This window comes from Ruegeria sp. CF2 (genome assembly GCF_056537385.1).
On sequence record NZ_JBQFRL010000003.1, the window covers coordinates 177,021 to 191,013 of the forward strand.

The window sequence follows — 13,993 nt, forward strand, 5'->3', positions numbered from 1 at the left end:
TCTCAACCTTTGCGCTGATACACCCATGCGCCGTCTTCACGGCGCGCCCGGGTCACGGCTCCAGTGTGATAAAGATGGTTCAGATGCGCAACCGCCTCGACCAGCGCAAGACCGTATTCGCCGTCGCGGATGGGACGTTTGAACAGGGTCACGAAACAATCTGACGCCGCCTTGGGCGCGTCCAGATCGTCCAGCAGGCGTGCAAGAGCGCCGTGATGGTTCTCGATCAGTTGCTTCATGCGGATCGGCAGGCCGATGAAGGGCAGTTTGTGCCCTGGCAACACCACCTGATCGGGCCGCGCCAGCTGTTGCAGGCGCTCGCAGGCCTCCAGCCAGTCGGACACCGGGTCAGCCATCGGCTCGGTGGCATAGACGCCCAGGTTCGGGCTGATCGAACTGAGGATCTGGTCGCCCGAGATCACTAGGTTGTCGTCGCGGCTCCAGAACGTGGCGTGTTCGGGGGCATGGCCATTGCCCATATGCACGTCCCAGTCCCGCCCGCCCATACGGATCACGTCGCCCTGCTTGATGCGGACAAAGCCCAGAGGCATCGGATAGACCGTGTCGGCAAAATTGAAGGGCCGCTCGGACATGCGCTTGGCCAGGATCTCGGGGGCCATGCCGGCGCTGCGGTAGAATTCCAGCGTCTCTTCCGGCCAGCTCTCCTGCACGTCCAGGGTCAGCATTCGCGCAAACAGCCATGCGGTACGGCTCGAAACCAGATCGGCGCCGTGCTCCGACTGGAACAACCCGGCATTTCCGACGTGGTCGGGGTGGTGATGCGTAACCACCACCCGGGTCACCGGCTTGCCCGCAAGCGGCCCGGCCATCAGGTCGGACCACAGGCCGCGCGTCTTTTTCGATGAAATCCCGGTGTCGATCACCGTCCAGCCATCGCCGTCATCCAGCGCGTAGACATTGACGTGGTCCAGCGCCATCGGCAGCGGCAGGCGCATCCAAAGCACGCCCTCGGCGATCTCGGTGGCTTGTCCGGGCGCGGGCGGCTCGGGCCAGGGATGGCGAAACGCCGGAGGCCGCGCGCCGTCCATCACGCGGCCAGTTCGTCGGCGCTGAGCGCGAACAGGTCTTTGGCCCCGATCTGCGCCTGATCCAGCAGGCCCGCGTATTCCGGCAGGCGCGCGGTGATGTAGTACCGCGCCAGCTTGGCGCGCGGACCATCCGGATCGGCCAAAGCGGCGATCAGGTGGTAATGCGCACCCAGCACGCGGGCAAAGGCGTTCAGATAGGCCACGGCCCCGGCAAAGCGATTGTTCATGTCCTCTTGCGCCACCAGCCACTCGGTCGCCTCGCGCAGGGATTCAGTCGCCTCCCATACCGGGCCGGCCAGCTCGGGCACGGTGGCGCGGGCGCGCTCGGCATGATCTTCGATCTCGTCCAGCAGGCGGGCGGCGGCTTCGCCCCCGTCCATCATCTTGCGGCCGACAAGGTCCATGGCCTGAATGCCGTTGGTCCCCTCGTAGATCGCGGTGACGCGAACATCGCGGTAATACTGCGCTGCGCCGGTTTCCTCGACATACCCCATGCCGCCATGCACCTGCAGGCCGGTCTCGGCCACGCGCATGCCGGTCTGGGTGCCGAAAGCCTTGCAGATCGGGGTCAGCAGGGCCGCCCGCGCGGCCCAGTCGGCGTTGTCGGTGGCCTTGGCCATGTCGATGGCCGCGGCATTGGCCAGCATGATCGCACGGGCGGCGAACAGGTCGGCCCGCATGTCCATCAGCATCCGGCGCACATCGGCATGATCGATGATCGTGCCCGAAGGCGTCTTGCCCTGCTTGCGTTCCAGAGCATAGGCCAACGCGTGCTGATAGGAGCCCTCGGCCGCGCCCACGCCCTGCCCGCCGACGCCGAGGCGCGCGTTGTTCATCATCGTGAACATGGCGGCCATGCCCTTGTGTTCCTGGCCCACCAGCCAGCCCTTGGCGCCGTCATACTGCATCACGCAGGTGGGCGAGCCATGCAGTCCCATCTTGTGTTCCAACGACACCACCTTCAGGTCATTCGCCACGCCCGGATTACCGTTTTCATCGGGGATGAACTTGGGCACCAGGAACAGGGAAATCCCCTTGGTCCCCGGCGCGCCATCGGGCAGACGGGCCAGAACCAGGTGGCAGACATTCTCGCAGAAGTCATTGTCGCCCCAAGAGATGTAGATCTTCTGCCCGGTCACAGAATAGGTGCCATCGCCGTTGGGTTCGGCCTTGGACATCAGCGCGCCCACGTCCGACCCGGCCTGCGGTTCGGTCAGGTTCATCGTGCCCGACCATTCGCCCGACATCAGCTTGGGCAGGTACAGCGCCTTGAGCTCTTCGCTGGCGTGGTGTTCCAGCGCCTCGATCTGACCCTGGCTCATCAACGGGGCCAGCTGCAGTGACAGGCAGGCGGCGCTCATCATCTCGTTGACGGCGGTGGTCACGGTCATGGGCAGGCCCATGCCGCCGTATTCGGGGTCACCGCTCATGCCGATCCAGCCACCCTCGGCGATCGCCTTCCAGCCATCGGCATAGCCGGGCGAGGTCCGCAAAACCCCGTTTTCCAGTCGCGCCGGCTCAAGATCGCCGGGGCGCTGCAGGGGGGCCATTACCTCTTCGCACATCTTGCCGGCCTCGGTCAGGATGGCGCTGACCACGTCCGGGGTGGCCTCGGCGAATTTCTCGGTCGCGGCGACGTCCTTGAACCCCACCACCTTGTCCATCAGGAACTCGTAATCAGTGACAGGAGCGCGATATGGCATGGTTTCCCCCGGAAATCGTGTGTCGGTCGCAATGGCGGGCTTGGAATCCATGGCCCGCGCCGGTATTCATCTAAGCTTGTTCGATTACCTATCCGTCCCCCTGTTGCAAGCAACCAAAACGCCGCGTCACCACCCATGATCCCCAACAGCACGCAATATCTGGATGCTGATCCCGCCGGGATTGCAGCCGCGGCCGACCTGCTGCGTCAGGGACTGTTGGTCGCCTTCCCGACCGAGACCGTCTACGGGCTGGGCGGCGACGCCCGCAACGGCGAAGCCGTCGCCGCGATCTACGCCGCCAAAGGGCGACCCAGTTTCAACCCGCTTATCGCGCATGTCGCCTCGGTCGAGGCCGCCAAACGCTATGTCGAGTGGTCGGACAATGCCGAAAAACTGGCAGCTGCGTTCTGGCCCGGTCCGCTGACGCTGGTGCTGCCGCTGCGCGCAGGGCATGGCGTGTCCTCGCTGGTGACGGCAGGGCTGGAGACGCTGGCCGTGCGGGTGCCAGCCCACCCAACCGCGCGCGCATTGCTGAGCGCAGTTGACGGACCCGTCGCTGCCCCATCGGCAAACCCTTCCGGTCGGATCAGCCCGACCACTGCGGCGCATGTGCGCGCAGGTCTGGACGGTCGGATCGCCGCCGTACTGGATGACGGACCCTGTTCAGTCGGGTTGGAATCGACCATCGTGGGCTTGGCCGGCACCCCCGCTTTGCTGCGGCCCGGCGGTGTGGCACTGGAACAGATCGAAACGGTTCTGGGCACGCGCCTGACCCGCCACAAGCCCGGAGATCTGCTGACCGCTCCGGGGCAGTTGCTGTCACATTATGCTCCGGATGCACCGGTGCGGCTGAACGCCACCGAGCGGCGCGGGGACGAGCTGTTGCTGGGATTTGGCAGTGTCGATTGCGACCGCAATCTATCTGCCAAGGGTGACCTGATCGAAGCGGCGGCAAACCTGTTTGCGTATCTGCACGACCTAGACGGTACGGGGCGGCCGATTGCCGTCAGCCCGATCCCTTCCGAGGGCGTGGGGGCGGCCATCAACGACCGCCTGCGCCGGGCCGCGGCGCCGCGCAATTCCTGATCAGGCCCGACCGGCGCTGGCCGACAACGTCAGCGGATCGACACCCAGCGTGGCCAAAGCGGCCTCCCACTTTTCGTCGTCGGCAACGTCAAAGACCAGTTTCGATGTGGCATCGGTCGTCAACCAGCCATTGGCCGCGATCTCATCTTCCAGCTGTCCAGGCCCCCATCCCGAATAACCCAGCATCAGCATCGAGTTCAGCGGCCCCTTGCCAGAAGCGATATCTTCGAGCACGTCCAGCGTCGCCGTCATGCTGAAATCGCCGGCCACGTGCAGCGAATGCAGATTTGCGTCGTAGTCCGCGCTGTGCAGGACAAACCCCCGGGACAATTCGACGGGACCACCAAAATGCACAAGGCGTTCTCCGACAACCGGGATGCGGCATGCGATGTTCAACTGTTCAAGCAGCGTCTTGATCCGCAAATCCGACGGTTTGTTCACGATCAGACCCATCGCGCCGTCATCGCCGTGGCTGCACAGGTACACCACTGAATGATCAAAGCGCGGATCGCCCATGCCGGGCATCGCAATCAACAGTTTTCCAGTCAGATCCATCAAAAAACTCGTGCGGCTTATTCCCTTACAATGACCTTGCGGAAGCCGGATTGGCAAGGGATCACGCCTGAAATCCCGCGATTTCTGCCGGTGACCAGAACGTGACTTGGCAAACCTGCCCGCAAGTCGCATGTATGGATCATGAGATCGCTGTTCAAACCCGTCCTGACCGTTGTTTCAGCTTGTCTGGCCCTGGCCGCGCCTGCGCAGGGGCAATCGATCGACTCGATCGTCCGGCTGGACGTGATCGATGGCGGCCAATCCGAGGATGGAACCTATCTCACCGCGATCCGGTTGGATCTGGAACCCGGATGGAAGACCTATTGGCGGGCCCCCGGTGACGCCGGCATTCCGCCTGAATTCGACTGGCGCCGCTCCGGCAATGTCGGCGCGGTTGCGATCACCTGGCCCACACCGCATGTCTTTGACCAGAACGGCCTGAAGTCCATCGGCTACGAAAAACAGCTTGTGTTGCCGGTTCGGATTACGCCCAAGGACGCATCCAAACCGGTCCGGTTGCGCGGCGAGGTCGATCTGGGAGTGTGCAAGGATGTCTGCATTCCCGCATCTTTGAAATTTGACCACGAACTGGACGCCGGCGCAGCAAGAAATCCGGCGATCGCGGCTGCGCTTGCGCAAAGGCCCTTCTCTGCGCGCGAAGCTGGCGTTACCAGCGCGGCCTGTCGCCTGAGCCCGACCGCGGACGGTTTGCAGGTTCAGGTACAGATCGACATGCCCTCGGCCGGTGGTGCCGAACTTGCGGTGATCGAGCCGGGGAATCCGGCCCTGTGGGCCTCGCAGACTGAAACCAAGCGGCAAGGCAACCGGCTGACCGCCACGTCCGAAGTGATCAGCCCAGACGGTCAGCCCTTTGCGCTGGACCGGTCCGCCGTGCGGATCACGGTTCTGGGGACCAAACACGCGGTCGACATTCTGGGCTGCAGCGCGGGCTGAGCGGATGCAGCAGGTTCCCCGGATCGGCGCACTGGCGGTTGTCGTAGATCAGGGCCATGTCCTGCTGGTGCAACGCAGCAAGGCCCCCGATGCCGGTCTCTGGGGATTTCCGGGCGGCCATGTGGAGTGGGGCGAAACCGTCTTGCAGGCCGCCGCGCGCGAGTTGATGGAAGAAACCGGTATCGAAGCAACCCCGCAGGCATATCTGGGCAACCTTGATCTGCTGGTCCGGGATTCGGCCGGACAGATCACCGCCCACTATTTGCTGGTCGGCGTGTCCTGCCGCTTCGGATCCGGCACTCCGGTCGCAGCGGATGATGCGCAGGATGCGCGTTGGTTTCCAATCCGGCAGGTTCTGGACCGCGGCCTTGCCATGAGCGCCCGGGTGCCCGACCTTCTGTCTCAGGCACTGGCCCGGGATGAAAGCCTGACATAAAGCGCCCCGGACACGATCAGGCTGACGGCCAGAATGGCAACCGCACCGGCCGCGAACGCTCCCAGCCCCATTCTCAGCAACGCCAGACCGTCCTCGCCGCCGTACAGCCCGGACAGCACACCCAGCGGCGCGCCGGCCATAACCGGCCAGACCATCGTGACCAGCAGCCAGAGGAACATCGCCCCGCCCGTCCCCGCGGCCGCGACCCGGACCACCTTGTCTGGCGCCCGCAAGGCGCGGCGCATCGCCGTCATCGGGCGAGAAATATCACTCAGGATCGCCAGCAACGCGGGAACCAGGAGCAGCACCAGCACCATGCCGAACCCGAGCCCGTAGACCAGCGTGATCACCGTGGGTTTGAGGAATTGCGCCTGCTGCGACCCTTCGTACAGCAACGGGGCCAGCCCCATCACCGTCGTCAGCGTGGTCAGCATCACCGGCCGCAACCGGTCAGCGGTGCCTTCTATGATCGAGGGCACCAGCCCGCGATCCTGCTGATACCCATCAATGGTCGTTATCAAAACGATCGAGTCATTGATGATGATCCCGGTCATGCCCAACAAGCCGACGACCGTGAACATGCTAAGGGGAACGCCCCAGATGTAATGCCCCCAGATGGTGCCGACCAGACCAAAGGGAATGATCGCCATCACCACCAGCGGCCTTGTCCAACTGGCGAAGATCCACGCCAGAACAAGGTAGATTCCGGTCAGACACAGGATCAGACCGGTACGCGCCTCGGTCAGGAACTCGTCCTCCTGTTCGCTCAGACCGGCCATGCGCCACTCGACCTGATACTCGGCGGCGATATCAGGCAGGATTTCCTCGCGCATGGCGCGGGTGATTTCCGCCGCCTGGGCCGGGTCATCCTCGGAAATGTCCCCGTTCACTGCGATCACACGCAGGCCATTTTCCCGGCGCACCGTCGAGAACCCAGACTCGCGCTTGACCGAGACGATGTCAGCCAGCGGGACATAAACCCCGTCCGGTGAACGCATCAACGTGTGTTCCAAGAAATCGGCGGTCAGCTCGCTTTCGGGCAGTTCGACCCGGATCTCGGCGCTGCGAGGACCGTCAGGGAATGTCGCCGCCTCGATCCCGTTCAGACGGTGACGCAGAACCCGGCCCAATGTTTCGATGCGGAAGCCCAGCGCCTCGCCCTGTGCCGTCAGATCCAGAATGTACTCTTCCTTGTCATAGGCCAGATTGTCTTCCAGCGCTGAAACCTCGGGGTATTTCGACAGTTCCGCCTGCAGGGCCTCGGACGCGGATTTCAGTGTGTTCACGTCCGCGCCGAAAAGCTGCACGTCGATGGCATCACCACCCGGACCCGAGCGCCAGCCGCGGAAAGTCAGCAATTCGACCTTGGGATGGCGCGGCACGAATTCCTGCAACTCCCCCACGAATTCAAAGCTGGAATAAGGTCGCAGGTCGGCATCGATCAGCTCGATCGAGATACCGCCCAGCAAATCGCCATCCTTGCCATCGGCGGCGGAAAGGCCATAGCCGGCGCTGCCCCCGATCTCGGCCAGAACATAGTCGATCGGGTTGCGACCGTGGCGTTCTTCGTAGATCTGGCCCAGCTCTTCGGTGGCGCGCTGCAGAATGTGCATCATTTCGATGGTATCGGCACGGGTAGCGCCTTCGGCCATGATGAAATTGCCGGTGACCGAGCCCCGCTCGGGCGCGTTGAAAAACCGCCAATTGACGTCGCCCTTGATGAACAGCGCTATCTGGCTGGCCAGAATGGCGATCATCAGGGCCACGACCACGTATCGCGCCCAGATTGCCCACGCCACCAAAGGTCGGAAAAGAGTGTCGCGCACCCAGCGAAAACCCCGGTTCACAACCCGGTTGGGCCAGTCATACCAGTGTTCCTTGGCCGAATGTGCGATGGCATGCGCCATGTGGTTCGGCAGGATTAGAAAACACTCGATCAACGAGGCGATCAGTACAGCGATCACCGTAAAGGGAATGTCGCGGATCAGCTCTCCGAACCGTCCGCCAATGGCGGTCAGACCAAAAAAGGCGATCACGGTCGTGACCGTGGCCGCAAAAACCGGCATCGCCATGCGCCGGGCGGCGCGCTCGGCGGCAACGACCGGTGGCTCGCCCAGCCGGCGGGCCCGGAAATCGGCGTGTTCCCCCACCACGATCGCATCATCCACCACGATACCCAGCGTGATGATAAGTCCGAACAACGAGACCATGTTGATCGACAGCCCGCCGATATACATGAAGGCGATGGCCGCCGACATGGCCACCGGGATACCGGCCGCGACCCAGAATGCGATGCGCGCATTCAAGAAGAGGAACAGCAGGCACACCACCAAGCCCAGCCCGACCAGCCCGTTGTCGATCAGAATGTCCAACCGGTCGGTGATGGCCTGCGCCCGGGTACGGATCAGCTCGACCGAGATACCATCCGGCAGGCTCGCCTGCATCTCGGCGACCACATCCTCGACCGTGTGCTGAATGTCGATCGCGTCACCCAGGTTCGACCGGTCCACCCGGACGGACATGGCCGGATTTTCGCCTACGAAATAGCTGCGATTGCGGGTAACGCCCTCGACCCGGATCTGCGCGACATCGCCGACCACCAGCTTGGACCCGTCCGGATAGGTGCGCAATGCGATGCGCTCGATCTCTTCCGGGGTGCGCTTTTCGACACCGGTGCGGATCCGGGCGTTTGCGCCGGTCACGTCCCCGGCCGGATTTGCCGTGACCTCGGCCGCGACCGCCGAGGCGATCTCGGACAGGGTGATGTCGTTGGCGATCAACTGCGCGGTGGGAACCTCGACCACGATGCGTGGGGCGGCAAGGCCGCGGATCGTGGTCCGCGTCACACCGGCAGCGAACAGCCGATTGATCAACTCATCCGTGAATTTGGCCAGCTGCCCGGTCTCGATCGGGCCGGTGAGGACAACATCCGTCACCCGGTCTCGCCACGCGGCCCGCCGAATGGACGGTTCTTCGGCGTCCTCAGGCAGGTTGGTCACACTGTCGACCGCAGTGCGCACTTCTTCGACGGCGCGGCTCATGTCCCAGTTGGGTTCAAATTCCAGCGCGATGCGGGCCGATCCTTCGCGCGAGGTCGACTCGGTGCTGGCAACGCCTTCGACAGCCAGCAATGCAGGCTCAAGGATCTGAACAATCCCGTTGTCCACATCCTCGGGCCCCGCACCATCCCATTCGACGTTGACATTGACCCGTTCCAGGATCACGTCCGGGAAGAACTGCGCCCGCATGTTCGGTGCCGAAGCCGCGCCAAGGACCAGCATGACCACCAGCAGAAGGTTGGCAATGGTCCGGTGACGCGTGAAATAGCTGAGGATGCCGCTGGCCGCGCCCGGGATCTCGCGCATCATGGCGCCTATCCCCCGGCCCGGTTTTCAAGCCGCCGCAACAGAGACGACGGCACCTTTGCCTCGCTCAACTGAGCAAGAACTCGGGTCTTGGCGTCCTGGGACATGCGGTCGCTGGCCTCGACCTGCGCCACCAGCCGCGCGCGGTGCTCGTCCGTCAGCTCGACCATGTCCGGCTCGACCGCGGCGCTGTCTTCGATGCGAACCGGGCGCACGCGGACCCCCGACCCCAGCAGCGGGGTCCGACCCACCACGACTTCGCGCCCTTCCAGCCCGGCGCCGCGCAGCAGAACTTCGTCCCCTTGCCGGCGTACCAGCTCGACCGGGAGCGTTTCCAGCCGGTCGTCGTCGCCCAGCACCAGCACGGTGCCTTGCGCATCCAGAACCGAAGACGGGAGACGCACGACATTATCCAGCGGCTGTTCCTCGACCGAAACGGTCACGAAATCGCCGGGCTTGAACCCCGGCGCGTCATCAAGCCGGGCATAGAGCAACCGGCCGGTCTGGCCCTCGCCGGCCGACCCGCTGTCGCGGCTGATCCGACCGGTGGCGCTCAGGTCCGTGCCCGTCACCTCAAGCGAGATGGTCACCGGTGCCGGGATCAGCTTGCCCTGATCGTCCAGCAACCGCACGTATTGCGCGGTCGAAACACGGAACGCGACCTCCAGCGCGAACGGGTCGACCAGTTCGGCCAGCTTTTCATTTGCCGTGACCAGGCGCCCTTCAACCAGCGTGACACCAGTCAGCGTCCCGTCGAACCGGGCGCGGATGGTCATGTCTTCCAGATCGCGTTCCGCCGATTCCAAAGCGATACGGGCCCGCGCCAGCAACGTCGTTGCCTGATCGACGCGGGACTCGGCCTGCGCCAAAGCTATACGGCGCGACAACACGGTTTGCCGGGCCGAGGCCGCGGCCAATTCGGCCTCTTCAACGCTGGCTGTCGCGCCCACGCCACGGTCCAGCAAATCCTTCTGACGCTGCAGGGCCCGTTCCCGCAGATCCGATTGGGACTCGGCGGCCTTCAATTCATCCTGTGCCAAAAGCAGGGCGCGTTCGGCATCGCGTTCTTCAAACTGGGCATCCAGCAGGTCCGACCGCGCCCGGTCCAGCGCCGCCTGCGCATCGGCCGGGTCCAGCTCGACCAGAACTTCGCCTGCGCGCACAACCCCTCCATCCTCGAAGTTTTCCGCCAGCCCGATGACGCGGCCGCCCAGCGCCGCCCGCAACTCCAGACGCCTGCGGCTTTGAACTTCGCCAAATGCTTCCAGATAGGGGGTGGCGGTTTGTGGCTCGGCCCTCTGAACCGTGACGGCGAACACGCGTTCGCGCGCCTGCGGGGGTTTGTTGTCGCGGGTCATGACCTCTTGCACGGCGCCGGTGATCATCTGCGCCGCGACAATCAACAGCGCAAGCATCAGGGATGCCAGAAAGACACCGATGAGGCTCTGCCGCAGAAATCGCATAGATCTTTCACTCCGGTTGCAACGGGACGCCGTCTATAAATAGGTAGCCGGGCCGGAAAAAATACCAACCCACAAGGCGGTTATGAGCCGTTAAACGTACGACCAGTCTACTTCCGTCGCAGATGTTCGTCCAATCTGGGCATGATTTCCACGAAATTGCAGGGCCGGTGGCGATAATCCAGCTGTTTTTCCAAAATGCCGTCCCAGGCATCCTTGCAGGCCCCCGGGCTGCCCGGCAGGGCAAACAGATAGGTTCCGCCGGCGACGCCACCTGTGGCCCGCGACTGTACTGCCGAGGTTCCGATCTTCTCCATCGAAATCAGGGTGAAGACGGTGCCAAAAGCCTCGATTTCCTTTTCGTAGACATCGCGATGCGCCTCGACCGTGACATCGCGCCCGGTCAAGCCGGTGCCGCCGGTCGAGATCACCACGTCAATCTCGGGGTCGGCGACCCACGCCCGCAACTGCTCGGCGATCTGGGCGCGCTCGTCCTGAATGATCTTGCGGTCGGCCACGGTGTGCCCCGCACGCTCGATCCGGTCGACCAAGGTTTGGCCCGAACGATCTTCGGCCAGTGACCGCGTGTCCGATACGGTCAGAACAGCGATGCGGATGGGGATGAATTCCATAGTCTCATCAATTCGGGACATGTCGTGTCAGGCTCTTTCCATAATGGCCAGCCGGGCCGCCAGAGCAACGAACACGCCGCCGCTGACCCAGCCGAGAATTCGCGAAGCCCGCGGGCTTGAAATCAGCGCTCGCCCGGCGCCGCCGGCAAATGACCCCACCAGGGCATTCACGACGAACCCGCCCACAGCGATGATCGCGCCCAGCAGCAGAAACTGAGCCAGAACCGATCCGTTGGCCGGCGATACGAATTGCGGGATGAAAGCCAGAACAAACAGAATGATCTTGGGATTCGTCATGTTGACCAGCATCCCCTCGCGAAAGGCATGGCCCGAAGGCTGCATTGGAGCGTCAGTCCGGACCGCACCGTTCCGGATGGTGCCCCAGGCCAGATACAGCAGGTAGGCCACGCCCAGCCAGCGAATGACGTCGAACAGCCAGGGCATAGCCGCGACCGCCGCGCCAAGTCCCAGCCCAGCCAGCAGAACATGAACCATCAGACCGGTCGAAACACCTGCGCTGGCCACGATGGCCGATCGGGCACCGGACCGCAGCCCAAGCCCGAAACAGAACATCATGTCAGCCCCCGGCGTCATGTTCAGCGCTATGGCGGCTGGGATGAAGGTCAACAGCGTTGCGTATTCGATCATGGATCGACCTCGAACCAATTCACCTTGGGCCCCAGATTCGCGATCCGGGTGCGACCGATCTCGCCGCGATAACCCCAGCTGTCGTGGATATGACCGCACAGAGCAAAGTCAGGTTGAATCCGTTCCACCGCGTCGCGCACCGCGCTCGATCCGATCGACTGCCCCTGCGAGGTCCGGTCGCCTTTGCCCTTGGGCGGGGCATGCGTGATCAGGATGTCGGCCGACGCGCAGCGATTGAGCAGCTCTGCGGCCTCGGCTTCGGTCAGGTCGCAAGACCAGTCACCAAATGGCGTGACCGGTACGCCATAGCCAAGTCCGAACAGGCGCAGCCCGTCCACGGTCATGCCTGTTCCGTGCAGAACATGCACGCCGTCCGGCACGGCCGCCGCCAGTTCCTCGGCGCTTTCGGCGTTGCCGGGAACCAGAACCATCGGCGCGGATATGCCGGAAAGCATATCCATCGCCTCGTCCAGCCCCTGACGCATGTTGCAGTAATCACCCGCGCCGATCACCAGGTCAGCTTCGACGCTGGCTGCCACCAGTTCCGCAGCCCGATTGCGGGCCATGTGCAGGTCGGAAAAGGCCAGAACCTTCATCCCTTGTTCTCCAGATATGCGCGCAGATCCAACAGATCGGCCCAGGCCTGGCGCTTGGCATGGGGCTGGCGCAGCAGATAGGCGGGGTGCAGCATGGGCAGAACCGGCAGATTCAGCGCCTGATCCCACTGCCCGCGCAGACGCGTAATGCCGCGCTTGTTCAGAACCGCCTGGCAGCCGATGTTGCCCATCACCACCAGGACCTTTGGCTTGGAGAGGGCCACGTGCCGTTCCAAAAACGGCTGCATCATCGCGATCTCGTCCGGCCGCGGGTCCCGGTTCTGCGGCGGACGCCACGGCAGAACATTGGTGATGTAGACGTTCTTGGCGCGGTCCAAATCGATCGCGGCCAGCATCCGATCCAGCAACTGCCCAGCGCGGCCAACGAACGGCTTTCCAGCGCGGTCTTCTTCACGGCCCGGGGCCTCGCCGACGATCATGACCCGCGCACCGGGTGTCCCATCAGCAAAGACCAATTGTCGCGCGCCACGCTTCAGATCGCAGTGTTCGAACGCCTCCAGAGCGGCGCGCAGCTGATCCAGAGACGATGCCGCAGACGCAGCCTTTTTTGCCTCGACCACCGGATCGGCCTTGGCGGGCTTCTGCACTGCGGGCTGCGCTGCGGCGGGTTTTTTGACCTTTGGCGCGGTATCCGGCAATGCATAGCGGTCAACCGGTGCGTCGACGATCGCGTCGGTTACGCCCAGCTCAACCTGCCATTCCAGCAGGGCACGCGCGGTGTAGGGGTCAAGGGCCGATTCCATGACCATCAATCTACTCAGCTTTGCGGGAAGGGAAAGCAAATTGGCCTTGCCTTGGCGCATTGCCGGGCCGACGATGGTCCCCGTCATGACGCGAACCCTGGGCCTTCTGCTGATCACTCTGTTCGCCCTGCTGCCCGGCGGGTCGGAGGCACAGTCGTTTCTCAACAATCAAGGCCAATGCCGTGGAGGCCAGTTTCAGTGCGGTCTGAAATGCTGCTCGGCCGGCCAACGCTGCAGCTATGACGGGTTCTGCATTCAGGCCGGGGGCACCTATTGCGGCGGCGGGCGGTCCTGCGGGCCGTTCGAGAAATGCGTGGCCGGGGGCACCCGATGTGCGCCCGCGGGCGCGAACAAATGCGCCTCGCGGCTGGATTGCCCCAGCGGGACCTTCTGCAACGCGCGCGGCGAATGCGAGCGCAGTTCGCCCGACTTCGACCCCTCTCCGCAACCTGCAACGCCCTGCGACGACGGGCGGACCTGCGCAGCAGGCTCGACCTGCCTGCCGGGCGGCGGCTGCACCCGCCCCGGTTGGTACCTGTGCGAAGAGACCGGATCGCAATGCCGCACCGGGTTCAAGTGCTCGGCCAATCAGGGCTGCGTGCCCAGAAAGGCCGTCGATTGCGGATACGGCAAGTGGTGCAGACCCGGCGAGCGGTGCCTGCCCGAAGGCGGATGCGAGAAACTGCCCGACGGGGACTGACTCCAGTTGCCCCGACGCGCTGCGCTTTCTATAAGCGGCGCGACT

General features: G+C 64.0%; 13 protein-coding genes. 4 read left to right on the top strand and 9 right to left on the bottom strand.

What is annotated here, in order from left to right:
* Positions 1-2 precede the first annotated feature (2 nt).
* Positions 3-1,049, bottom strand: a complete 1,047-nt coding sequence (locus ACR0IR_RS14615; protein ID WP_170365458.1) for an MBL fold metallo-hydrolase — start codon at positions 1,047-1,049, stop codon at positions 3-5.
* Positions 1,049-2,752, bottom strand: coding sequence for an acyl-CoA dehydrogenase (locus tag ACR0IR_RS14620; protein ID WP_170365460.1), 1,704 nt, complete (start codon positions 2,750-2,752; stop codon positions 1,049-1,051). Before ACR0IR_RS14620 ends, ACR0IR_RS14615 begins: the two co-directional genes overlap by 1 nt.
* Positions 2,753-2,887: 135 nt before the next feature.
* On the opposite strand from ACR0IR_RS14620, the gene ACR0IR_RS14625 reads away from it, so the two are divergent.
* Positions 2,888-3,838 (top strand): L-threonylcarbamoyladenylate synthase, encoded by a 951-nt coding sequence (locus ACR0IR_RS14625; protein WP_170365462.1) that lies wholly within the window; start codon positions 2,888-2,890, stop codon positions 3,836-3,838.
* Here the strand turns inward: ACR0IR_RS14625 and ACR0IR_RS14630 are convergent, their stop codons facing one another.
* Positions 3,839-4,393, bottom strand: a complete 555-nt coding sequence (locus ACR0IR_RS14630; RefSeq protein ID WP_093963536.1) for a YqgE/AlgH family protein — start codon at positions 4,391-4,393, stop codon at positions 3,839-3,841.
* Positions 4,394-4,534: 141 nt separating this feature from the next.
* On the opposite strand from ACR0IR_RS14630, the gene ACR0IR_RS14635 reads away from it, so the two are divergent.
* Together ACR0IR_RS14635 and ACR0IR_RS14640 are read left to right on the top strand one after the other, a co-directional pair.
* Positions 4,535-5,347 carry a protein-disulfide reductase DsbD domain-containing protein gene (locus ACR0IR_RS14635; RefSeq protein WP_170365464.1) on the top strand — a complete coding sequence of 271 codons (813 nt, stop codon included), beginning with the start codon at positions 4,535-4,537 and terminating at the stop codon, positions 5,345-5,347.
* A gap of 4 nt (positions 5,348-5,351) precedes the next feature.
* Positions 5,352-5,783, top strand: coding sequence for an NUDIX hydrolase (locus tag ACR0IR_RS14640; RefSeq protein ID WP_170365466.1), 432 nt, complete (start codon positions 5,352-5,354; stop codon positions 5,781-5,783).
* On the opposite strand, the gene ACR0IR_RS14645 is transcribed toward ACR0IR_RS14640, so the two are convergent.
* From ACR0IR_RS14645 to ACR0IR_RS14670, 6 genes are all read right to left on the bottom strand, one after another.
* The gene (locus ACR0IR_RS14645) at positions 5,750-9,151 is read right to left on the bottom strand and encodes an efflux RND transporter permease subunit (RefSeq protein WP_170365468.1); all 3,402 of its coding nucleotides are present in this window, start codon (positions 9,149-9,151) and stop codon (positions 5,750-5,752) included. The genes ACR0IR_RS14640 and ACR0IR_RS14645 overlap by 34 nt on opposite strands.
* 5 nt (positions 9,152-9,156) lie before the next feature.
* A complete protein-coding gene (locus tag ACR0IR_RS14650) occupies positions 9,157-10,611 on the bottom strand; it encodes an efflux RND transporter periplasmic adaptor subunit (protein ID WP_170365470.1) in 1,455 nt (484 codons plus the stop codon).
* A gap of 107 nt (positions 10,612-10,718) precedes the next feature.
* Positions 10,719-11,261, bottom strand: a complete 543-nt coding sequence (gene moaB / locus ACR0IR_RS14655) for a molybdenum cofactor biosynthesis protein B (protein WP_093963541.1) — start codon at positions 11,259-11,261, stop codon at positions 10,719-10,721.
* A gap of 6 nt (positions 11,262-11,267) precedes the next feature.
* The gene (locus ACR0IR_RS14660) at positions 11,268-11,888 is read right to left on the bottom strand and encodes a LysE family translocator (protein WP_170365471.1); all 621 of its coding nucleotides are present in this window, start codon (positions 11,886-11,888) and stop codon (positions 11,268-11,270) included.
* On the bottom strand, positions 11,885-12,484 hold the full coding sequence (locus ACR0IR_RS14665; RefSeq protein WP_170365473.1) for a metallophosphoesterase family protein: 600 nt from the start codon (positions 12,482-12,484) through the stop codon (positions 11,885-11,887). The genes ACR0IR_RS14660 and ACR0IR_RS14665 overlap by 4 nt, the downstream gene beginning before the upstream one ends.
* Positions 12,481-13,248 (bottom strand): uracil-DNA glycosylase, encoded by a 768-nt coding sequence (locus ACR0IR_RS14670; RefSeq protein ID WP_170365474.1) that lies wholly within the window; start codon positions 13,246-13,248, stop codon positions 12,481-12,483. The genes ACR0IR_RS14665 and ACR0IR_RS14670 overlap by 4 nt, the downstream gene beginning before the upstream one ends.
* On the opposite strand from ACR0IR_RS14670, the gene ACR0IR_RS14675 reads away from it, so the two are divergent.
* A complete protein-coding gene (locus ACR0IR_RS14675) occupies positions 13,247-13,948 on the top strand; it encodes a scavenger receptor class F, member 2 (RefSeq protein WP_254441585.1) in 702 nt (233 codons plus the stop codon). The two genes, ACR0IR_RS14670 and ACR0IR_RS14675, sit on opposite strands and share 2 nt — an antisense overlap.
* The last annotated feature ends 45 nt before the right edge of the window (positions 13,949-13,993 follow it).

Coding starts and splice junctions, on each gene's coding strand:
- ACR0IR_RS14620 (WP_170365460.1), bottom strand. CDS start 2,752: ATGCCATATCGCGCTCCTGTCACTGATTACGAGTTCCTGATGGACAAG.
- ACR0IR_RS14635 (WP_170365464.1), top strand. CDS start 4,535: ATGAGATCGCTGTTCAAACCCGTCCTGACCGTTGTTTCAGCTTGTCTG.
- ACR0IR_RS14615 (WP_170365458.1), bottom strand. CDS start 1,049: ATGGACGGCGCGCGGCCTCCGGCGTTTCGCCATCCCTGGCCCGAGCCG.
- ACR0IR_RS14665 (WP_170365473.1), bottom strand. CDS start 12,484: ATGAAGGTTCTGGCCTTTTCCGACCTGCACATGGCCCGCAATCGGGCT.
- ACR0IR_RS14660 (WP_170365471.1), bottom strand. CDS start 11,888: ATGATCGAATACGCAACGCTGTTGACCTTCATCCCAGCCGCCATAGCG.
- ACR0IR_RS14650 (WP_170365470.1), bottom strand. CDS start 10,611: ATGCGATTTCTGCGGCAGAGCCTCATCGGTGTCTTTCTGGCATCCCTG.
- ACR0IR_RS14625 (WP_170365462.1), top strand. CDS start 2,888: ATGATCCCCAACAGCACGCAATATCTGGATGCTGATCCCGCCGGGATT.
- ACR0IR_RS14640 (WP_170365466.1), top strand. CDS start 5,352: ATGCAGCAGGTTCCCCGGATCGGCGCACTGGCGGTTGTCGTAGATCAG.
- moaB (WP_093963541.1), bottom strand. CDS start 11,261: ATGTCCCGAATTGATGAGACTATGGAATTCATCCCCATCCGCATCGCT.
- ACR0IR_RS14630 (WP_093963536.1), bottom strand. CDS start 4,393: ATGGATCTGACTGGAAAACTGTTGATTGCGATGCCCGGCATGGGCGAT.
- ACR0IR_RS14670 (WP_170365474.1), bottom strand. CDS start 13,248: ATGGAATCGGCCCTTGACCCCTACACCGCGCGTGCCCTGCTGGAATGG.
- ACR0IR_RS14675 (WP_254441585.1), top strand. CDS start 13,247: ATGACCATCAATCTACTCAGCTTTGCGGGAAGGGAAAGCAAATTGGCC.
- ACR0IR_RS14645 (WP_170365468.1), bottom strand. CDS start 9,151: ATGATGCGCGAGATCCCGGGCGCGGCCAGCGGCATCCTCAGCTATTTC.